Below are 19,425 nucleotides of genomic sequence, written 5' to 3'. Positions count from 1 at the left end.
GGCGAAAGCCAATTTTCCTCTTCGACTGGTTTTTGTAACCGGCCGGAAGAAGAGAGCTTCGTATTAAAAAGGGGGAAAGAGGAAATTGGGACTTCGCCCGTCCCCCGTCCCCTTTTCGACGGTGCGGACGTTCGCTCCCCACGCGCGCTCAAGGGCAAGTCGCCGGTTCGCGATCCTCGCAATGGTGAGCTGGTCGCTCCCTCCCTCGCGGCCAACGGGAAGCCGAAGAGCCGCGACCATCTGCGCTACCTCGCGACCTCTCGACCGGCGCTGAGCCTTGATCGAGCCGACCGGCAGGCGGCGGCGTGTGATCCTGGCTTGGTTTGGGACGCCGCAGCGTATCGCTACCGGCTCGCCGCCAAAGCCACTCCTCACCCACCGCTGGCCAAGGACGGCCATGAGGACGGGGCCGGGGGGTCGAAAAGTTCTCGCAGCCACAACGCCCAGACCGGCGGTGGCCACGAAAACGAATGCAAACACCATTTTCGCGACCTGGATGCGCCGCGCGCGCCCGCGCGAGGGAGGCTGACATGACCAGCACCGACGAAGCCTGCTCCATGCAGGTGATCGAGTTTTGCCGCGACATGAACCGAAAGGCGGCACGTCAGTACGTCGCACTCGGCATTCGTGCCGAGGACATCGCCATCGCCGCCGCGTACAGCGCCGCCGATCTGGCGCAGCATCATACGGGCGATCCCGCCTCCGCCATCGCGTGGCTCCGGCGCGCGCTGGACGTGATGGAGGAAGGTCTGCCTCTCAATGTGGAAACCCTACAATGAGTCCGCTCGAAAAGCTCCGTAACCTCCCCCCGCACGTTCGCGCGCCGGTGCTAGAGTTGCTCGACCAGATCAGCACCCCGCTCGGGCCGCGCGAACTGGACCGCGCCATACAGGACGCCGGGTACAGCCGAGGCGAAGCCCGCCGGGTCACGAAGGTGCTCAAGACCCTCAACGTCATCGCGGTGACGCGAGCATGAGCGCGTTCACCCTCTCCCCCGGCAGGCCCGCGCGACCGGCGGCGGAGCGCCGCCTAGTGCGTGAGTTCGCCCGATCCTTGGCGAAGCCGGACACCCCACGCGCGCCGATCGCGCGCGCTCGCGGCGCGGGTGGTCGATCATCTGCGCGAACTCGTGGCGGAGGGTAGCGATCCGATGATGGCGGCGGTGAGCGAGAAGCTGCGACGGGCTTTCCCCACCCCCGCAACCATGCTCGCGACCGACCCGGACGTTGATACGCTCGCCTTGTACGTGGAAGCGCGGGTGGAGCAGCTTCGCAACCGTAACGGGTGCCCGTTGTCCCCGGTCGATGAGCAGGCAGAGGTCAGCGCCGCCTTCGCGGCGGTGGAGAGCAGGTTGGCGCTGCGCTACCTCAAGCACCTTCGCGGTCCGGCGTAACCTGATCGCCGGATGGTTCATCAACGCCATCTTCCTTCATGACGCGACGGTAGCGCTCATTGATCGCGTCCGTCTCGCGCTGGCGGTCGTCGGCATCATACGTCTCAGCGCGGATGCGTCGGGTGCCGCTGGCGACTTTGCTCCAATCTTCACGCAGCTTCTTCAACTGATCCGCCACCTGAACTATCGGGTCACGCGCGCCGAGGAAGCTCACTCCCTTGTAGTCCCCCATGTTGAGCAAATAGGAAAGCGCCTCCCGCTCGCCTGCGGGATGTATCTTCCAACTGATCGTCACGGTGAACGTCTTATCGAGATAATCACCAACGCCACTGAGGTAGCTCTTCAATTCCTGCCCCGGTTTGAGAATGCTGATCTTCTGAAACGGGATCGGCATTTCGTCGGATCGGGCTTCGCCGTTCTCCAACGGCGGATCGAAGGTGATCTCAATATCGAACGCGGTTGCGTTGCCGGTGTTCTCCACATTCAGGTCCAGGTGGATCGTGGACCAAGGGTTAGGCACGATATTGGCGACCACCTGCGGCTGCGCCGCCGCGTCCGCCATGCGCTTGGTTTCCACGGCAAGTATCTTCGTGACACGCCAAAGGAAGAACGTCGCCAGCGCCGTGGCGATGGTTGCCGCTAATGTCCCCCAAGTTGCTATCGCTTGAACCATGCTCGCAGAATGGCGCAACGGCGCGCCAGCGCAATCCCGCGCGACTTATTTCGCGTCGTTTGACCTAAAACCGCGAAAGGTCAGCGCCGCGCGCCGATCCTCCTCCGCGATCAAGGAGGACTTCATGCGTACCCACGGCATTGCCATCGCGCTCGCCCGCTCCGGCGGTCGCGTTCTGGCCATTTCGACCGAAGAGCGGATGTTCAACGAACTGAACGAAACGCTCCGCACCAACTTCACGCAGCAGCGCGAACGGGCCGACAACCTCGAAGCGGCGCTGGAAGCCGTGCAGGCGCAGATCAACGGCGGCGCGGGCGCTGTCGGCCTGATCGGTTCGCCCCTCCCGGTGGACCCGAGTTACACCACCGCCTTCGCCAGCTACTTCCGCCGGGGCGACGGTGAGGATGCGCTCAAGGTCGCGAACGCGACGGGCGACCGCGCCATCGTGCAGAACGCCATGTCGGTCGGCACGAACACGGACGGCGGCTATCTCGCGCCGGTCGAATGGGATCGCAAGTTGCAGGAGCGCCAGCGGGCGACCTCGCCCATGCGTCGCCTCGCGACCGTCCGCACGACCACGGTGGGCGCGTACTCCACCCTCTGGAACCTCGACCAGTGGGGATCGGGCTGGGTGGGAGAGACGGCGGCGCGCCCGAACACGACCGCCACGAGCCTCGCGCCCATCATCTTCGCGGCGGGCGAAATCTACGCCATGCCGGCGGCGACGCAGCGGCTGCTGGACGACGCGGCGCTCAACGTCGAGAACTGGCTGGCGGAGAGCGTCGAGCGCGAGTTCAACCGTCAGGAGGGCATCGCCTTCCTCTCCGGCGACGGCTCCAACAAGCCCGCCGGGTTCCTGACCTACGTGGACGGCGGCGCGAACGAGAACACCCACCCCGGCGGCGCGCTGGAAGTCGTGGAAGCTGACATCGACCTCGATGCTCTGACCGACTTCCTCTATGGGCTGGGTGCTCCCTATCGCCAAAATGCGACCTGGCTGATGAGCAGCCAGACGGCGGCGTTCATCGCCAAGATCAAGGACGCCGATGGTCGCCCGATCTGGCGCGAGAGCCTCATCGTGGGCCAGCCCGCGACGCTGCTGGGCCGTCCGGTGGAGATTGACGAAGGGATGCCCGCGCCGACGGCTGGCAACCTCGCAATCGCCTTCGGTGACTTCCGGGCAGGGTATCTCATCAACGACCGCATCGGCACCCGCGTGCTGCGCGACCCGTACACCAACAAGCCTTACGTGAACTTCTACGTCACCAAGCGCGTGGGCGGCGGTGTGCTCGACCCATTCGCGATCCGGCTGCTGCGCGTCGCCGCCTGATCGCGGCCACTACCGTGGTGAGCTAGGGCTATGGGCGGGCGTCCGGGATCAGCGGACTGCCCGCCCGTCGCTTTATTTGGGAACGCCTGCTTTGTCCCAGAGCGTTCGAAACTCGCGATGATTCGTGAGAGCGCCGCGCACTCCCTCTGCGCCGATACCCAGTCGAAGCAATAGCAGCACCGTCAGGAGCAGAATAATCCGCCGCGTGGCATAATGCATATCAGTCCCCTCGAGCGTTTTGCCTTCAAGGCCGGGGGAGTAGTGAGTGTAATAGTTTCGCGTAGTCACAAGTGCGTGCAAGTATGAGTTGCTGAAACCCCCGGGCGTCTCGCCGAACTCTGCTCTCACTTGTGTCATTATCGACTTGAGGCGTTGCATGAGACTAGGTTCATTGGAGAACTGTAAGGTTCCCTCGAGCTTATTCCGCATCCTCGGCGGCGTTCCCTGCGGGATGGCCTTCAACAATGCGATTTGAAGAGCCTGATGCTCAGCTTCGTCCATGATTGTGTCGTCGCACGTCAATCGATGGAATACCTCAAGCGCTTGGATCGCTAATAAGAACCGCACGTTGATGTACATCCACTTCGCGCCTTGAACCGCGAAAAACAAATGCAACGCGGAGGCGATCTCATCATAGGAAGAGAACCAGACCTTAAATGCATTGCTGTTGTACGCAGTCAGATTATGGGCGCGAATCAATGGAACGTCATGGCGACGCGCCTTCTGTGACTCCGAATGAGACATCTGCGCGTACACACGAACGTCGGCTGGATGTGTCCTGTCCGGCGACACTCTCTTTTCTGGCCCATCCAAGGTCAACGAGAGCAAAGGAAGGTGCCTGCCGGTACAGAGTGACGCAAGGCTCTGTATCTTGCTGGCGGCGGAAAAGAACCATGCAAGCGACCGCTTTTCAGAGGGTTCTATGCTGACGTAACTATGAGCCGTGATCGTATAGTCGGTTTCACTTTGGTCGGTGTAAAGGCTCGATCCGAACGTGAGAATACCTTCTTCAAAGCTGCCGAGTGGCGCTTCTCGTCGGCGGTTGACGTGTAGGTCTAAGCTTGTGTGATCGTCTCGAAACTCTAGGTCGAAAAAGCGGTCGCCCAGCCAAGCCTCAATATCCTCGAACCGCACATATCCCTTCGTGAAAATAGCCTCTTCTTCGCTGTCGAAATGCAAGCCTATCGCTGTCAGGTGAGGCTTGTGCGTTTCTCGAACGAAACCGCCGAAGAATGCGCCATGTCTCCCGGTGTTCAGTGAATCAAGAAGTGTAACTGCTTTTCCGTCCTTGAGCGCGCCCAAGATTACCGGATGATCTTTCAGATCGGACTGGAAGGGGCGGAACGGCTTCCCCTCGAATGAGCCAAGAAGCTTGAGTACCGCCCCGTCCTCTTGATTGAAGGTTAGCTCACCGGCCACCTTATCGTCCTCACCGCCGGGCAGCCACCACAATCCATCCTCTCGAAATTGATCGTTCATCCCCGGTGGCGCTGCCATTATCGACCCCTCTTCTAATTCAAGGCACGAGACATCGTCGTTGAGGGATGGTCAACCGGCGAAAGCGACATCATCATCGGTTCACGCAATGATGCAGAAGGAGAGTCGGTGATGGGCGGCGCAAAGAACAAGCAGATGGACGACCAAGGCAGTAGCGCTGCCCGGTGGAAGCACGTTGCTGTGACGGAGGGCTATGCTTGCATTCGCTGCGGCAATCTGCCGGAGTTCGAGGAACGCGAGGAGTATTTCGAGACCAAGCTCTGCGGGTGGTGCCTGCATCAGACCCAAAAAGGGAACGATTGAGCGGGAATGACAGGCGATCCACGCGGCTGTCATCTCGGGTGAAATTCCGCCCTCTTCACCCGACTTCCGCTATCTAGGCCACGTTTTCCGTGAGAGTTCGCCTCCCTCCCGCTCCGCCACACACCGTCCCGAATCCCGTAGGTTTGATTGCGGCCCTGATTAACCGGGGAGAGCATGACGTCACTGCGGGCTCCGTAAAATTGCTGATCGCACCTGCGATGGGCGCATGTCACTCCTTCGATCGACCATCGCTGTCCGGGTCAGGGAGGTGAGACGCATTGCCGTACCGGACGCGCCTTGCGTTTGCCTTCGCTCTGCTCTTCCTCGTGCTTACCCTGCTATGGGCGCTGAGCGTTCAGGCTAACAACAACCCTGACGCCTTCTGGGCGATCCGCAACTACGCCCTATATTACACTGGCTGCCTTGCGATCGGCTTCATGTCGGCCGCGGTTATTCTGGCGGCACGGCCAGTCCAGTTCGAGAGCACGCTAGGCGGGCTCGATAAATTCTACCGGCTCCACAAATGGTTCGGCGTTGCCGGCGCCAGCTTGGGCGTCGTTCACTGGTTGATCGAAATTCTTCCCCGCAGCTTTGTCCGTTGGGGGTGGCTGGCGCCGCGGATCCGTGGGCCGCGACCTGCCATCGACCCGACAGCGGGGTTCGATCTTTTCCGGAATCTGCGCGAACCGGCGGTTAGCGTCGCTGAGCCAGCGCTCTACTTTCTGCTCGCGCTCGTCATCATCGCGCTGTGGAAACGCTTTCCCTACCGCCTGTTTCTCCGCACGCATCGCCTGCTATCGATCGTCTTCATCGTGCTCGTCTTTCACGCCGTGATCCTCATGGGGCGAGCCTATTGGCAGGCGCCGATTGGTCCGGTGATCGGCATATTGATGGCGGCAGCGTCGCTCGCGGCGCTAGCGTCCCTCTTTCGCCGCATCGGAAAGGATCGGCGGGCATCCGGCACGATCGCGGACGTCAACTATCATGGCGACAGCGGCGTTCTTGAACTGACGATCGCGCTGGCCACCGCCTGGCCCGGGCACCGTGCCGGCCAGTTCGCCTACATCGATTTTGGTGACGGGGAGCCACCGCATCCCTTCACCATCGCTTCTGCCTGGCACCATGATGGGCGGCTCCATTTTGGCATCAAGGAACTGGGCGATTACACGCGCGTGCTTCCCGAGCGGCTCTTCCCCGGTCAGACCGTGACGATCGAAGGGCCGTACGGCAGCTTCGACTTCGATCGCGGTCGCCGCCAGCTGTGGATCGCGGGCGGCATCGGGATCGCGCCCTTTGTTGCCGGACTGGAACGCTATGCGGAGCAGAAGGAACGGCCGCAAATCGATCTGATCTACTCAACCCGCCACAGAGACGAAGGCTTGCTCAAGCGGCTGGCGAGGCTCGCGGGGCGAACTGGAGCGCGCGTTCATCTTCTGGTTACGCCGCCCGATCCGCAACTCACGGTACAAAACCTTGAAGAGATGGTGCCGGATTGGCGCGGCGCGGAGGTATGGTTCTGCGGGCCGGCCGACTTCTGCGAATCGATACGCGCGGCGATGCTGGCCAGAGGACTGCCTGCCAGCCGTTTTCATCAAGAGCTATTTGCTCTGCGCTGACGACCGATTTGACAAGCGTCAGGCCAAACCCAGTTCTCAGCCGAAGAAGGCATAGACTGGCGCCGTCAGGCTCAGGACGCAGCCTGCACCGCGAGGCTATGAACGCGTAGGCGCGGGAAAACCTCTTCGAGGGGCTTCGTGTCAGGTAGAACGTACACATAACCGCCCTTCTTCTGGAAGACGGGCTGGACATGTTTGCCGTAAAAGGCGCGCGGCACGTTGATGCATCCAAAGGTAATTCGGTTGTCATCCGGCGTCTCCGACAGCATGCGACCGCGTCTGTTTTCCTTCTTCGCTGCGTCTGCGGGGATCGGGTGTATCGCAACACTGTTGGTATAATCGACCCACAGCACGCGCTGGCGCCCGGCGGCATAGCCGAACTTCGCGAGGAAGCGGCCGGCGGGCGTCGTCTTCTCCGCCGGGCCGAGATCGCTTAGCTTCTTGCTGCCCACCCCGGGGCTTGCATCGTCGCCGGCGGCGATGCCGATCAGCACCGGCACCTGATCCAGCGGCTTCCCGTTTGCGTCATAGAGGATCAGCGAAGCCGTCTTCTTGTCGAGGACAGCGTAAGGCAAGCCGCGATTGTCACCCGACGCGGATATCCAGTCGGCGACCACCCGCGCATCCGGCGAGGGATTGACCTCAACTGGGCGACTGGCCGCGGCAGGCGGCCGTGACGCCTTCTTGGATTTGGCACTGGCCTTCTTGGTCGGTGCGGCATCGGCCGCAGTGGCGATCAGTGCGGTGGCGGCGAGAAGCGGTAGAAACTTGATCATCTTTACCCATGTGAAAGGGTGGCCGCCCCCTCCCTGAGGACGGCCACCCCCTTCAGTCAGACTGCAATTCGCAAACGCGTGGGTGCTGTATCAGTGCCGCGGGCGCTTACCCCGCCGCTCCTGCTCCTGCATGCGCTGTTCGACACTGTCGACGCGGCCATTGATCTGGTCTAGCCGCTGGCCGTTCTGCTGTGCCTGGCCGGAGGCCGCCTGCGCTTCGGCAAGCGCCTGCTTCGCAGTGCCGTCAGTCGCCTGGAGCTGCGTCTCGATCGCGTCGACGCGCTGGCTCACCGGCGCGATCTGCTCACGCACATAGGATTTGGTGGCACAGCCGCCGAGCGCGGTGGCGGCGACCAGAACCACAGCTGCGGGGGCGAGTTTGGTAATTTGAAGCATCGCTCTATCCATTTGGTTATGTAGCCGCGCGAAGGAGCGCGTATCGCTACCTTGCGGCAATAGACGCGGCGGCAGACCGAGGCTATCATGAGCCAAATGGAGCGTTTTAGCTTGATGGTAATCGCACTAAACTGATCACGCTCAGATCATTTGCTTCAGTGCGCATTACTCTTAACCGGCGATGAACAGAATGGGGCGGATCGTTACTTGCGCGAATCGCGCTTCTTATCTGCAGCGAACGGATCCACGGGAATGCGGCCGTCGTTGGCGGGCGCGCGTGGAGCCACAGCCGGGCCACCGCGATAGGCATCGACGCATTTGCGCAATTCAGCGACCGCGGCGCCGCTGCCGTCCAACCGCAGTTCCTCGACCGGCACGTCGCCGCGGCTGACGTGGAGGAAGGCCGAGGCGGCAAAGACCTTGGGGAACGATCCGCCAAAGCTGGTGACGAAGCCCCGCTTGCCGTCAGCGACGATGCCCACCGCCAGATGCCGCGGGAAAGCGGCGTTGGAGAGCCGGAAGTTCAGCTTCAGCTGCTCCTTGGGGCGGATCGACCAATTCGGATTGAGGAGCGACAGGCGGTTGCTGCCATCGGTGTCCAGCCCGAGTAGCAGCGTGGTATTGCGCGCGCCGTCAAAGGTTCGCGTGATGAAGCAGCCTTGCTTGTCGGTGCTAGGCGCGACTTTCCATGCGCCGACGTCGCGAGTGGCATATTCCTTTGCGGCGGCAGGCATGCCGGCGAACAGTGCAGCGCCGACCAGCGAAGCGCAGAGCATCGCGCGACCGACAATTCCGGACCGACCGGCGAATGGGGATCGTAGAGAAGGCACGTCGTCAGACAATCTCAAGCTCCTGCAAAGCCGGGTGGCGGTGATGCGGCGGCGCGTCGCGCTTCGGAAGACGACACCTGAGATACCTGGCAGCAGATCCGCGATCCACCGCCAGGCGCGTGCAACGAACCTCAGGCGGAACGCATCGTTCCGGTTTCGATGAAACGGCGATGCCAGGAGAGCGCCTCGCTGAGGAGCGACGGCGCATGAAGACCATAGGCGCCTTCACGCGCACGCTGCGCATAATGGTGCAACTCGGGCCGGAAATCCGGATGGGCGCAGCGTTCGATGACGACGTCGGCCCGCTGCCGCGGACTCAGCCCGCGCAGATCGGCAAGTCCCTGTTCCGTGACGATCACCTGCACGTCCTGCATGATGTGATCGACGTGGCTAACCTGCGGCACGATTGCGGAGATCTTGCCGCCCTTGGCGGTCGACGGCGTCATGAAGATCGACACATAGGCGTTGCGCGCGAAATCGCCCGAGCCCCCGATCCCGTTCTGGATTCGCGAGCCCATCACCAGCGTCGAGTTGACGTTGCCGTATATGTCAGCCTCAATCAGGCCGTTCATGGCGATGCAGCCGAGCCGTCGAACGAGCTCCGGGTGATTGCTGATTTCCTGCGGGCGCAGGATCATGCGATCAGCATAATGCGCCATGTCCGCATTCAGCCGCTCGGCGGCCTGAGGACTAAGCGAGAAGGCCGTCGCTGACGCCATGCGCAACTTTCCGGAATCGAGCAGGTCGAGCATCCCGTCCTGAATGACCTCGGTATAGGCAGTCATCGGTTCGAACGGTGCATCGATCAGGCCCGAGAGCACTGCATTGGCAATGTTGCCGACGCCCGACTGGATCGGCAGCAGCGATGCGGGCAACCGTCCGCGCCTCACTTCATGAGTCAGGAACTCGATGATATGGCCAGCGATGGCCAGCGCAGTGTCGTCCGGCGCGGCGAACGGCAGATTACGATCCGGCGAGTCCGTTTCGACAATCGCGACGATCTTGTCCGGGTCACAGGCGAGATAAGGGGTGCCGATGCGATCGTCCGGACGAACGAGCGGAATGGGCACGCGATCCGGCGGCAAGCGCGTGCCGTAGTAGATGTCGTGCATCCCCTCGAGCGCGGCATTCTGCCAGCGGTTGACCTCGAGAATCACGCGCTTCGCGCGGTCGAGCCACGTCTTGTTATTGCCAACGGAGGACGAGGGAATCAGCGATCCATCCGGCCGAATTCCGGTGACCTCCACGACCGCGGTGTCGAGCGTTCCGATCACGCCTTCCCAAGCCATCGGTGCAACCTGGCTGAGATGCATGTCGAGATAATCGATCTCGCCGCGGTTGATCTTCTCTCGTGCAACCGGATCCGAACTGTACGGCAGGCGCTGCGCGATGCCGTCGACGGCGGCCAGCGCACCATCTAGCTCCGGACCGGTGGATGCGCCCGTCCACAGATTGATGCGGAAATCCCGACCTGCCTCGTGCTCCGCCGCAATCCGGCGGGCAAGCGCCTGGGGCACCGCCTTGGGATAGCCCGACCCGGTGAAGCCGCTGGCGCCCACCGTCTCACCCGGCTGGATCAGGGCAGCCGCTGTTTCGGCATCCGTCACACGGGAACGAAGCGGGACACAGGCAATACGATCAGACACGCACATACACTCCAGGTTGGAGACGCTCGTTTATCAGTGAGGATAGCGACGCGAAAGAACGGGAGACCCCGTAAACAATTCGAATCGGTTCGCTATCGTAACGAATTCAGTGGCTTGGCTGCCAGCTTCGGCAGGCGGTGCCTAGTGGCAGTTATCCGACACGACGACCCGGTTTCGGCCTTCCGCCTTGGCGGCATAAAGGGCGTCATCGGCAACCTTGATCAGGTACTTCTGATCAGGGTGTCCGCCGTGCGCCGCCACCCCGAACGAAGCGGTGACACGCAATTCTTCGCCGGCGCTCGCCTCGATTGCGCTCTGTTGCAGCGCGCAACGTATCCGCTCGGCAACAGCCCTCGCCTGCTCGACACCCGTCTCGTTCAGCACGATGAGGAATTCCTCTCCGCCATAGCGGAAGACGAAGTCGCTCGGCCGCACCTGATCCATCACGATCTGCGCCACTTCGCGCAGCACCATGTCGCCCGTCTGATGGCCGAAACGATCGTTGATCTGCTTGAAGTGATCCACGTCCAGCAGGATAATGCACAAGGGACTGTCGTGTTCGTTGGAAAAGGCGATCTCCCGTCCGAGGATCGCTGGGAGGAACCGGCGATTGAGCGCACGGGTCAGCGGATCACGCCCGCTCTCCATGGCGGCCAAGCTTTGAAACAACTCGTTGAGCAGAAATGATACCCGGCCGACGGCGGCCTGAAGCGCGGTCAGCGTCTCCACCTGGCGATTGGTGCGAGCGTCGCCTTCCAATTGGGGGAGCAGCAGTCGATCGATCTTCTGCGTCTCGGCCATCAGATCCTGAAACAGGCCGGACTTGTCGAACATGAAGCTCGCGCGGTGCCGAAGCCACAGGCCAAACGGCGATTCCGCCAGCCGTTCCAAACCGCCGTCGCCGCCGCGCAGCAATGTGAAGAGCGTTTTCTGGCTCCATTCCATGAGGCTGGCCTTCTGCGCCTCCTTTTCCGTCGACACGTCCTGATCGATCGAAAACAGGCGATAGGCTTCATCGAGCCGAGCACGGGCCGCAGTGTCGTTGACGTAGGCCTGGCTCATCAACAGAATCGAGGTGTCGATCCGTTCATATGCAAGTTGAAGCGCCCCCAGCGCCTCGCGCGGGGTGGCCGCGCGGGCGGCCAGCAGGCGCGCGCAATCCGCCTTGATCGCCATCGCCCCCTCCATCACCAGATGAATGGGGATCTTGATCCGCGCATGAACCTCGCCGATCACCTTCTGCCGCTCCTGCAATGCGGCGGACGAGCGAATGTCATCGGCATCGAACAGCGCTGACAACCATTCCAGCAAGGAGGCACTGAGCCGACTATGCACGACCGAATGGTTCAGAAATGCCTGCGCCTGCTCATCTTCCAGCAGCTTGTCGTAAAAGGCGGCGACCATCGCGCCGCCGTGATCGGCAACCACCCCGCGCAGAAGCGCAACCCTGCGCTCGGCGGCATCCTCAACTGACATCGTAGACGACATAGGTATCATGGCGGTCCAAAGGCAACCGTTCCCGTCCGCCAGCGAACCCTACTCCGGAAAAGTGAAGTGAAGGACAGTTCGGCCAAACCATGGCCGCCTCTCCTGGACAAAGCCGGTCGCGATCTGATCGGCGCCGCCTCGCTTATCCGAGATCGAGGTACGAGTTGGCGCAACACCGGGTCAACCCTTACGCGGCAAGCCGCTCGAGCCGCATTTTCCTTTCACCACCGGAACGAACCACGATGAGGCGCGTCTCGCTGCGATGCGCCGCCACTTTTTCGACCGTCGCGTCCATCTCGCGATCGGGTTCTTTGCCATCACGCTGGCCGCGCTTGCACTGCTTCTCGCCGCGTTCCCGTGGGGAATCTTCAAGAGGATCGCCGAACAGCGCCTGACCGCGCGGTTCGAACGCCCGGTGCGGATCGGCGCGATGGAGCGCGTCGACCGCTTCGGTTTCACCCCGACGATTGCCCTGCGTGACGTGCGCATTCCTGGTCCGGGCTGGGCGGGCAGGAACGATCTGGTTCGCGCAGAGCAAATCCAGGTCAGCTTCCCGGCGCTCCCCCTTCTGATCGGTAAGTTGAGCCCGCGCGAGATCACCGTCGATGGAGCGCAGGTCCACCTCGTTCGCGCAAAGGACGGACGCGAAAACTGGCGTGATGAGAGACGCACAGGTAAATCCGGGCAGAGCACGCTCGAGGGCCTGACCGTTCGGCGATCGCGCCTGATATATCGCGACGCGAAACGGGAGCGACAGGTGAACCTAGCGGTCACTTCGGACACGCAGGGTCTTCGTCTTTCCGGGCCAGGCGTAGTTCGCGGCGCGAAGGTGGACGTGACGCTTCGCGCGCCGGCCGTGACAGGCAATCGTCAGGGTGGCTGGCCGTTCGACGCGCGGATCGCCGGCGATCAACTCCGCATGCATGCCAAGGGCGTGATGGCCGCTCCGCTGGATACCAGCCGCATGACGCTTGATGTGACGGCAGAAGCAGCAGACCTCGCCTTGATCGATGCGGTGATCGAGGCGGGCCTGTTTCAGAGCCAGCCGGTGTCCCTGTCGGCGCACGTGCGGCGCGAACCGCAACGCTGGCTGATCGACCGGCTGAACGGACGGATCGGGCGATCCGACATCAGCGGCACGCTCACTGTCAACAAGGTCGACGGGCGCAGCAAGCTCGACGGGACCGTCCGCTCGCGTCAGATGGATTTTGCCGACCTGTCGTCGGACGAAGGCCTGGCCCGAGCGGCCGCGAAGGAACAGGCGCTCGGCCCACGCATCGTCCCGGACACCCGGGTGAACCTCGCGAAGGTGGGGCGCACTGACGGGCGCATAAACTTTCGTGTGGACAGGATCGTCAGTCGCGAGGGGCCGTCCTCGTTGACGAACATGGCGGGGACGTTGGTACTCGACCATCGCGTGCTGACGATCGCCCCGTTGAGGATTGGCCTGCGCCGCGGCTACATCACGGGACGCGCGGTGGTCGACCAAGGTGATAATGGGCCCGTCCCGCTCGTTCGGCTCGATCTGAAGCTCATCGACAGCAGCATTCCCGCGCTTGGCGGGGGCGGCGGCACCGTGACCGGCCGTGTCGACGGCCGGGCAGTGCTCGCCGGCCGCGGCAGCACAATCCGCGAGGCGGTCGGAAAAGCGGACGGGCGCATCGGGATCGTCGCACGGGACGGTGCCTTGCCAACCGAGATCGCCGCTGCGCTTGGCTTCGACGCCGGGCGCGCGATCCTTGCCGGCAGCGATGATCGCGCGGCGCTGCGCTGCGTGGTCGCGGGCTTCACGCTTCGCGGCGGGCGCGGCCGCGCGGGCCCATTCGTGGCCGACACCGCACAAAGCCGCCTTGACGGCACCGGAACGCTCACGTTCCCGCAGGAAGCATTATCGATCCGCCTGACCGGCGCGCCGAAACGCGACGCCATCCTCCGCCTGCCTGGGTCAGCGACGATGACGGGCACGCTCAGCAGGCCTGACATCGTCGTTCCGCCCGAGGTCAAGTCTGTCGGCAACGTGTTCAAGGCACTCGGCCGCGCGATTACAGGCCGACAAGGGCCGGTGGCGCAGGACGCGGATTGCGAGCGGCTCTCCGCGCGGGTGCTCCGCTGATCGACCTGAGCACCAATGGTGAATGCTGCAATGCGGTAGTAGCGCTGCCCCGCGGCGGCACTATATGGCGCACATGTCGCGCGCGGCCCATCCTTCGATCAGATCATGGCCAGCAGGGACGGCACATCGCGCCCGCGGGCCGACGCCTTGGTTTGTTCAGGTTACATTTCTAAGCTGCGCGGACCTGCGATGCCTGCGCCGTTAATCGCGATTGTCGGTTGCGACGGATCCGGCAAGACGACCCTGACGGCGGATCTACTTCGTGTCCTCGGCAACGAGCGCCTGGTGGGCACGACGTATCTCGGCCTTGGCTCCGGAACCCTCGGCGCGCGTATCCGCGAACTTCCCGTGATCGGTGCGCCGATCGAGAAGCGGCTGGCAAAGAAGGCTGAGCGGACGCGTTCGAAGGAGGATCGTATTCCCGGGCTGGCTACCGCGTTGGTCGTCTACGGGTTCTCTCTGCTCCGTCGCCGCCGTTTTCGCCGTGCGCTCGCCATGCGCGACAGCGGCGTCACCGTGATCACCGATCGCTATCCGCAGGTCGAAGTGCCCGGTTTCTATGACGGCCCCGGACTGTCGGCAGCCAAGGCGGATAGCCCCGCCGTCGCCCGGCTAGCGGCGCGCGAGCGGCGGATGTACGAGTGGATGGCGAGCTATCGCCCCACATTGGTGATTCGCCTCAATGTCGACGTGGAGACGGCCGCAGCGCGCAAGCCGGATCATGATCGCGCGCTGCTCGCCCGCAAGGTGGCAGCGACGCCGCTGCTCCGCTTCGGCGGCGCCCCTATTGTTGATCTGGACGCGCGCGCTCCTTATGAGCAGCTGCGCCAGCAGGCGCTCGATGCGGTTCGCGCCGCCATCGCCTGAACCGCGCGATCCTGCCGAACAGAGATGCAATGACCGAACCGAGCCTGGCGCCATTGATCGCCATCGTGGGAACCGATGGATCGGGCAAGTCGACCGTCGCCAATGCGCTGCTGCCATGGATGCAGGAGCAGCGCCCCACCGAACTCCATCATCTCGGCAAGCAGACCGGGCACATCGGGCGGGCGATCGCGCGGTGGCCGCTGGTTGGCAAGCGCCTCGACAAGACGATCGTGAAGAAGGCCGGGATCGCGCCTGACAGCGATCGGCCGGATACGCTGGCCGCAATGGTGATCTTCGCCTTCTCGATGCGCCGCGTGCGCCGGTTCCGCCGCATGCTCGCCGCGCGTCGGCGCGGGATCGCGATCCTTGCCGATCGCTTCCCGCAGATCGCCGTGCCTGGTCCGATGGATGGACTTGGCCTCGCCCGGGCTCATCCCACCGGCCTTCCCGCGCTGCTCGCACGCCGCGAGCGGGCGCATTACGAGTGGATGGAGCAATATCGCCCCGATCTGGTCGTGCGGCTGAACGTTGATCTTGCCACTGCGCTCAAGCGCAAGCCCGATCATCGACCCTCCTCGCTCGAGACGAAGATCGCGGACGTGCCGCGCCTCACCTTCAATGGCGCGCCGATCGTCGATATCGATTCCACGCTGCCGCTGGATGAGGTGATCGCGCAGGCGAAGGCGGCGATCGCGCCCGTTCTGCGCCGATGAGAAAGTGGTTCGCCGATGGCGTCTTCCGCACAGTGCTGCGCAACGCGGGCTATCTCATTTCCGGCAAGCTGGCAGGCGCGTTGTTCAGCCTGCTCGCTTTTGCCTGCGCCGGCCGCGCGCTGACACCCACCATCTTCGGCGTGCTGATGATCGTTCACAGCTACGCCCATACGGCGGGCGGTCTCGCAAAGTTTCAGACGTGGCAGTTCATCGTGCGGGAAGCGACGCCGGCGCTTCACCATGGCAACGTTGACAAGGCGCGCGACGTCATCCGCTTCTCGTTCGGCCTCGACATTGCGAGCGGCTTGATCGGCATGGTCGGTGCGATCATCGCCTTGCCCTGGCTGGCGGAACGGTTCGGCATCGACCAACGCATGCTGCCGCTGGCGATCGCATATTGCACCCTGGTGCCGACCATGTCCGCGGCAACCGCCACAGGCGCGCTTCGCGTGCTTGACCGGTTCGACCTCATCGCCGGCCAGCAGATCGTCACCCCCGTGCTGCGGGCTGCAGGCGCCGTCCTCTCCTATTTTGCCGATCTCGGCTTCGTCGGGTTCGTCATCACCTGGTATTTGTCCGACCTGCTCGGCGATCTCGTGCTTTGGGCCTATGCCGTTCGTGAGCTGAAGCGGCGCGATATGCTGGACGCGCTGAAGCCGGGATTGTTCGGCACCGCGCGACGTCTGCCGGGCGCATGGGCGTTCGTCTGGACGACCAATGCGGCCCACTCGGTCTATGCCGCATGGGGCCCGCTCAGCAATCTCGTGGTCGCTGCCATCCTCGGCCCGGTCGCCGCCGGCCTCTACAAGATCGCCAGCACCCTGCTCGACTCCGCGGCTAAGCCGGCGGACCTTCTTCGCCGCGGCTATTACCCGGAGATCATGCGCCTCGATCCCCGCGAGCCGCGCCCCTGGCTGCTGGGGGTGCGCGCCGGTGCCCTGGCCGGGCTGACCGGCCTGGCCATCGTCGGGCTGGTGCTGATCGGCGGAAAGCCGCTCATCGGCCTCGTCTTCGGGCAACGGTACCTTGAGGCCTATGACCTGTTGAAGCTGATGGCGGTCTCTCTCGTCGTCGCGATGGCCTTCTTCCCGTTGGAATCGCTGCTCTACATGGCGCAGCGTCAGACGGCCGCATTCCTCGCCCAACTGGTGGCGGTGATCATCTACCTCGCCCTGCTTGCGGGCCTGACCCATGCCTACGGCCTGGAGGGGGCGGGTGTCGCCTACCTCGCCGGCAGCATCGCGGTCGCGCTGTGCATGCTGGTGCCGACGATCAGTGCCTACCGTCATCGCGCCAGCCTGCCTTGGGCCGTGCCGGCATGACGCCGTTGCGCCGCGCCGCGTTGGAAGAAGGAGCCTATGGCGCGCAGACGCTCGACGCGCTCGTCTCAGCCATCGACGTCAACGACCTGATCGATCTGCAAGCGGCGCTGCCCCGAGCCGTGACGCTCGACTACCCGCCGGAGCGCTTTATCGAAGGCTTCCGCCTGTCGCGGCAGCTATGGCAGCTCGGCTTCGATCGTGCGGGCCTGATCGCGCTCGCCGCGCGGCTGCGGCGGGGCGAGACCATCGATGAAGCGCAGCGGCACTGGTTCAAGCAGGTGCGCGCGCGCTTCAAACACCTGCGCTTTGCCTTCTTCCTCTATTCGCAACAGCATCGCTCCCCCAAGATGCTGTCGCTGGTAACCCTCGTGATGGGTGAGCTGCAGGACGCCGTCAAAGTGAAGGGCCCTGCCGAGGTGCAGCAACAGGCGAGCAGGCTGTCCTTCCTCCTGAAGGCGCCGACATGGCGGCTGCTGACGCGCGAAGCGGATCGCTTCGTGCCCAGCGGTGCGGCGGGCTTCCGGCGCTTCACCTTGGCGGAGATGGCATCGCTCCAGCCGCTGCTGGCAGCGCCCACCATCGGCGCACACGCGTTCCACGCCGGCCGCAAGGTGATCAGCCGTCAGGTTTCCTTCCACGACGACATGCGCACGCTCTATCCGGCGGAAGAGCATCAAACCATGGCCCGGTGGCTTGCGACGCTGAACGGCCTGATGGGGCAGTTCCACGACGATCTCGTCGCGCGCAACGCTTCAGGCAAGTTCAGCTACGCACGCGATACCTTTGCACTGCCTGATGACATCCGCAGCCGGCTTGCTGAGCTGGCGACGCTCTATCTCGGCACCAGCAGTTCGGTACCGTCTGCCTCGTAGACCGTACGATAGTGCTTGCGGATCGCGGGGATCAGGCGATTCTCGTGCCACCCCGGATTGCTGCTGCGCATCGCGATCATCGCGATCTCCTTGCGCGCTAGTGCCTCGGTGAGTGCCGGCTGGTCCCCCTTCACCAGGCGCTGCTTGAGCGCGAAGAAATCGAGCGCACTTTGCCGGCCCGCCCAATGGCAGATCGATTGATCGTCACACGCCACGGGTCCGTCTGCCCGGGCGATCTGCTCGATGAAGGGGCGCCAATGGCGCTCTGACTCGCCGCGCCCGGCGAGTTCCCTCACATCCGCCGCTGCCGCCACGGGGAGGAAGGCAATCGGCGGGACCAGCGCCAGTGCAAACCACCGCCATGGCCTTTCCGTCCGCAATGAAGACCCGATCGGCACGACGATCGAAAAGGCAATCATCGTTTCGAACATCGCATTGATGTCCACGCCGGCGCCCGAACGCTGGAGGAAAGCCGTGGGCACGGCGGCACCAAGAAACAGCAACGGCAACAGGAGCCGGGTGTCAGACCGCCAAGCGGCGAGCAGTGGACGCGCCGCGAGCACACCGGGCAGAATGAACATCAGCAACGGAACGCCGTGGACGAGCATTCGGCGCAGCGAATAGCTCCGCGCAGGCCCCAGCACCTGCGCGAACACATCTTCGCCCCAGATCACGTAGAGCCCCCCCAGCGCCGCAGCGGCAATGACCGCGCCCGACGAGACCCAGATCCAAAGCGAGCGGCGATCCGTGAACCAGAGCCACAACGTTACGGCGATGGGGATGGCGACGAGGTTGTGCTTCACCAGGCCGCCAGCAACCACGAGAGCGGCGGCTGCGATCACCGTGCCGGCACTAAGCCCTGCATCGGCACGACGCGGCACCATCAACACCAGAGCCCAGGCCATGAACGCCTGGCCCAGCCACTGCGGATCATTCATCGCGAGATACTTGCGTAGGATGGTGACGCTCAGCGCGGCGAACAATCCCGCGGCGGCGGCGGCAAAAAGCCGATCTGGCACCAATCGTCCGGCAATGATGTAAATTGCCACGCCGACCGCCATCTGGCTCAACAGCGACACGATCCGGCCAGCGAGGATTGCGTCGCCGACGATCGGCTCTACCAAGCTGACGACGAAAAATGACAGCGGAGGGTAATTGTTCGCGAACAATGCGTCCGGCGAGGGATAGAGCAAGCCTTCACCAAAGGCCCGGGCCACATGGCCAGCGTTCCAGCCTTCGTTGACGTTCAGCGAGGCGTGCGCTGGAAGCCACCACAGCCGTCCCAGCATCATCAGCAGGACGACAATGGCGGCGGACAGGGCCAGGCGGCGTGCCCGTGGCGTCCATTCTCCCCGGCCATGGTGATTCTGCGGCGGGTGCCCCTGCGGGCCTCCACCCTCAACATTCGCGACGGCTTGCATTGAAATTTGGCTGGACCTTCATACGTGTTGCAACATATTAGCAACAAGCAAAAAACCGCACCAGCGGATGCTCGGTGCCTTGAACGAGTCTCACTGCTGATGCCTTGGAAGTGCCTCTGTGGCCACTGTTTTGGATAGGGCCGAGGCGTCCCCGATGCCATCGGCATCC

At 63.5% G+C, this 19,425-nt stretch carries 19 protein-coding genes and 1 pseudogene; 12 read left to right on the top strand and 8 right to left on the bottom strand.

Annotated features, from left to right (window positions below; genetic code table 11):
* The first annotated feature begins 530 nt into the window (after positions 1-530).
* From ACH0CP_RS00535 to ACH0CP_RS00525, 3 genes are all read left to right on the top strand, one after another.
* Entirely contained in the window at positions 531-779 is a 249-nt protein-coding gene (locus tag ACH0CP_RS00535; RefSeq protein WP_294443174.1) for a hypothetical protein, read from the top strand.
* Positions 776-976, top strand: a complete 201-nt coding sequence (locus ACH0CP_RS00530) for a hypothetical protein (protein ID WP_294443175.1) — start codon at positions 776-778, stop codon at positions 974-976. Before ACH0CP_RS00535 ends, ACH0CP_RS00530 begins: the two co-directional genes overlap by 4 nt.
* 129 nt (positions 977-1,105) lie before the next feature.
* Entirely contained in the window at positions 1,106-1,393 is a 288-nt protein-coding gene (locus ACH0CP_RS00525; RefSeq protein WP_294443176.1) for a hypothetical protein, read from the top strand.
* On the opposite strand, the gene ACH0CP_RS00520 is transcribed toward ACH0CP_RS00525, so the two are convergent.
* Positions 1,368-1,970 carry a hypothetical protein gene (locus ACH0CP_RS00520; protein WP_406893854.1) on the bottom strand — a complete coding sequence of 201 codons (603 nt, stop codon included), beginning with the start codon at positions 1,968-1,970 and terminating at the stop codon, positions 1,368-1,370. The genes ACH0CP_RS00525 and ACH0CP_RS00520 overlap by 26 nt on opposite strands.
* 220 nt (positions 1,971-2,190) lie before the next feature.
* Between ACH0CP_RS00520 and ACH0CP_RS00515 the strand changes: the two genes are divergently transcribed.
* A complete protein-coding gene (locus tag ACH0CP_RS00515) occupies positions 2,191-3,396 on the top strand; it encodes a phage major capsid protein (RefSeq protein WP_294443179.1) in 1,206 nt (401 codons plus the stop codon).
* A 72-nt stretch (positions 3,397-3,468) separates the two neighbouring features.
* Here the strand turns inward: ACH0CP_RS00515 and ACH0CP_RS00510 are convergent, their stop codons facing one another.
* Positions 3,469-4,893 carry a HEPN domain-containing protein gene (locus ACH0CP_RS00510; protein WP_406875424.1) on the bottom strand — a complete coding sequence of 475 codons (1,425 nt, stop codon included), beginning with the start codon at positions 4,891-4,893 and terminating at the stop codon, positions 3,469-3,471.
* A gap of 111 nt (positions 4,894-5,004) precedes the next feature.
* Between ACH0CP_RS00510 and ACH0CP_RS00505 the strand changes: the two genes are divergently transcribed.
* The gene (locus ACH0CP_RS00505) at positions 5,005-5,196 is read left to right on the top strand and encodes a hypothetical protein (protein ID WP_294443181.1); all 192 of its coding nucleotides are present in this window, start codon (positions 5,005-5,007) and stop codon (positions 5,194-5,196) included.
* 278 nt (positions 5,197-5,474) lie between these two features.
* Entirely contained in the window at positions 5,475-6,812 is a 1,338-nt protein-coding gene (locus ACH0CP_RS00500) for a ferric reductase-like transmembrane domain-containing protein (RefSeq protein ID WP_406888926.1), read from the top strand.
* A 71-nt stretch (positions 6,813-6,883) separates the two neighbouring features.
* Here the strand turns inward: ACH0CP_RS00500 and ACH0CP_RS00495 are convergent, their stop codons facing one another.
* The 5 genes from ACH0CP_RS00495 to ACH0CP_RS00475 form a co-directional block, all read right to left on the bottom strand.
* Positions 6,884-7,588, bottom strand: coding sequence for a hypothetical protein (locus tag ACH0CP_RS00495; protein ID WP_294443182.1), 705 nt, complete (start codon positions 7,586-7,588; stop codon positions 6,884-6,886).
* 90 nt (positions 7,589-7,678) lie between these two features.
* Positions 7,679-7,984, bottom strand: coding sequence for a hypothetical protein (locus ACH0CP_RS00490; RefSeq protein ID WP_294443183.1), 306 nt, complete (start codon positions 7,982-7,984; stop codon positions 7,679-7,681).
* A gap of 203 nt (positions 7,985-8,187) precedes the next feature.
* Entirely contained in the window at positions 8,188-8,826 is a 639-nt protein-coding gene (locus ACH0CP_RS00485) for a hypothetical protein (RefSeq protein ID WP_406888927.1), read from the bottom strand.
* A gap of 119 nt (positions 8,827-8,945) precedes the next feature.
* Positions 8,946-10,466, bottom strand: a complete 1,521-nt coding sequence (locus ACH0CP_RS00480) for an acetyl-CoA hydrolase/transferase family protein (RefSeq protein WP_406893852.1) — start codon at positions 10,464-10,466, stop codon at positions 8,946-8,948.
* A gap of 135 nt (positions 10,467-10,601) precedes the next feature.
* Positions 10,602-11,936 carry a diguanylate cyclase gene (locus ACH0CP_RS00475; RefSeq protein ID WP_294443186.1) on the bottom strand — a complete coding sequence of 445 codons (1,335 nt, stop codon included), beginning with the start codon at positions 11,934-11,936 and terminating at the stop codon, positions 10,602-10,604.
* Between the two features lie 274 nt (positions 11,937-12,210).
* Here ACH0CP_RS00475 and ACH0CP_RS00470 point away from each other — a divergent pair.
* The 6 genes and pseudogenes from ACH0CP_RS00470 to ACH0CP_RS00445 form a co-directional block, all read left to right on the top strand.
* Positions 12,211-12,552 (top strand): annotated as a pseudogene (locus ACH0CP_RS00470) (asmA family protein); the annotation flags it as partial.
* 153 nt (positions 12,553-12,705) lie between these two features.
* Positions 12,706-14,061 carry an AsmA-like C-terminal region-containing protein gene (locus ACH0CP_RS00465; protein WP_294443212.1) on the top strand — a complete coding sequence of 452 codons (1,356 nt, stop codon included), beginning with the start codon at positions 12,706-12,708 and terminating at the stop codon, positions 14,059-14,061.
* A 189-nt stretch (positions 14,062-14,250) separates the two neighbouring features.
* The gene (locus tag ACH0CP_RS00460) at positions 14,251-14,928 is read left to right on the top strand and encodes a nucleoside triphosphate hydrolase (RefSeq protein ID WP_294443187.1); all 678 of its coding nucleotides are present in this window, start codon (positions 14,251-14,253) and stop codon (positions 14,926-14,928) included.
* Positions 14,929-14,957: 29 nt separating this feature from the next.
* On the top strand, positions 14,958-15,641 hold the full coding sequence (locus ACH0CP_RS00455) for a nucleoside triphosphate hydrolase (RefSeq protein ID WP_294443189.1): 684 nt from the start codon (positions 14,958-14,960) through the stop codon (positions 15,639-15,641).
* Positions 15,638-16,963, top strand: a complete 1,326-nt coding sequence (locus tag ACH0CP_RS00450) for a lipopolysaccharide biosynthesis protein (protein WP_294443190.1) — start codon at positions 15,638-15,640, stop codon at positions 16,961-16,963. Before ACH0CP_RS00455 ends, ACH0CP_RS00450 begins: the two co-directional genes overlap by 4 nt.
* Positions 16,960-17,835 (top strand): hypothetical protein, encoded by an 876-nt coding sequence (locus ACH0CP_RS00445; RefSeq protein WP_406888929.1) that lies wholly within the window; start codon positions 16,960-16,962, stop codon positions 17,833-17,835. The genes ACH0CP_RS00450 and ACH0CP_RS00445 overlap by 4 nt, the downstream gene beginning before the upstream one ends.
* Here ACH0CP_RS00445 and ACH0CP_RS00440 read toward each other — a convergent pair.
* Complete coding sequence (locus ACH0CP_RS00440) at positions 17,796-19,256, bottom strand: glycosyltransferase family 39 protein (RefSeq protein ID WP_294443192.1); 1,461 nt, start codon at positions 19,254-19,256, stop codon at positions 17,796-17,798. The genes ACH0CP_RS00445 and ACH0CP_RS00440 overlap by 40 nt on opposite strands.
* Positions 19,257-19,425: the final 169 nt, after the last annotated feature.

Source organism: Sphingomonas sp. 179-I 2A4 NHS, assembly GCF_045369135.1.
Classification (GTDB): domain Bacteria; phylum Pseudomonadota; class Alphaproteobacteria; order Sphingomonadales; family Sphingomonadaceae; genus Sphingomonas.
The sequence above is the reverse complement of the archived record's forward strand: the minus strand, read 5'-3'. Positions and strand labels throughout refer to the sequence as shown.

Coding starts and splice junctions, on each gene's coding strand:
- ACH0CP_RS00535 (WP_294443174.1), top strand. CDS start 531: ATGACCAGCACCGACGAAGCCTGCTCCATGCAGGTGATCGAGTTTTGC.
- ACH0CP_RS00530 (WP_294443175.1), top strand. CDS start 776: ATGAGTCCGCTCGAAAAGCTCCGTAACCTCCCCCCGCACGTTCGCGCG.
- ACH0CP_RS00515 (WP_294443179.1), top strand. CDS start 2,191: ATGCGTACCCACGGCATTGCCATCGCGCTCGCCCGCTCCGGCGGTCGC.
- ACH0CP_RS00510 (WP_406875424.1), bottom strand. CDS start 4,893: ATGGCAGCGCCACCGGGGATGAACGATCAATTTCGAGAGGATGGATTG.
- ACH0CP_RS00505 (WP_294443181.1), top strand. CDS start 5,005: ATGGGCGGCGCAAAGAACAAGCAGATGGACGACCAAGGCAGTAGCGCT.
- ACH0CP_RS00495 (WP_294443182.1), bottom strand. CDS start 7,588: ATGATCAAGTTTCTACCGCTTCTCGCCGCCACCGCACTGATCGCCACT.
- ACH0CP_RS00490 (WP_294443183.1), bottom strand. CDS start 7,984: ATGCTTCAAATTACCAAACTCGCCCCCGCAGCTGTGGTTCTGGTCGCC.
- ACH0CP_RS00480 (WP_406893852.1), bottom strand. CDS start 10,466: ATGTGCGTGTCTGATCGTATTGCCTGTGTCCCGCTTCGTTCCCGTGTG.
- ACH0CP_RS00475 (WP_294443186.1), bottom strand. CDS start 11,936: ATGTCAGTTGAGGATGCCGCCGAGCGCAGGGTTGCGCTTCTGCGCGGG.
- ACH0CP_RS00460 (WP_294443187.1), top strand. CDS start 14,251: ATGCCTGCGCCGTTAATCGCGATTGTCGGTTGCGACGGATCCGGCAAG.
- ACH0CP_RS00455 (WP_294443189.1), top strand. CDS start 14,958: ATGACCGAACCGAGCCTGGCGCCATTGATCGCCATCGTGGGAACCGAT.
- ACH0CP_RS00450 (WP_294443190.1), top strand. CDS start 15,638: ATGAGAAAGTGGTTCGCCGATGGCGTCTTCCGCACAGTGCTGCGCAAC.
- ACH0CP_RS00445 (WP_406888929.1), top strand. CDS start 16,960: ATGACGCCGTTGCGCCGCGCCGCGTTGGAAGAAGGAGCCTATGGCGCG.
- ACH0CP_RS00440 (WP_294443192.1), bottom strand. CDS start 19,256: ATGCAAGCCGTCGCGAATGTTGAGGGTGGAGGCCCGCAGGGGCACCCG.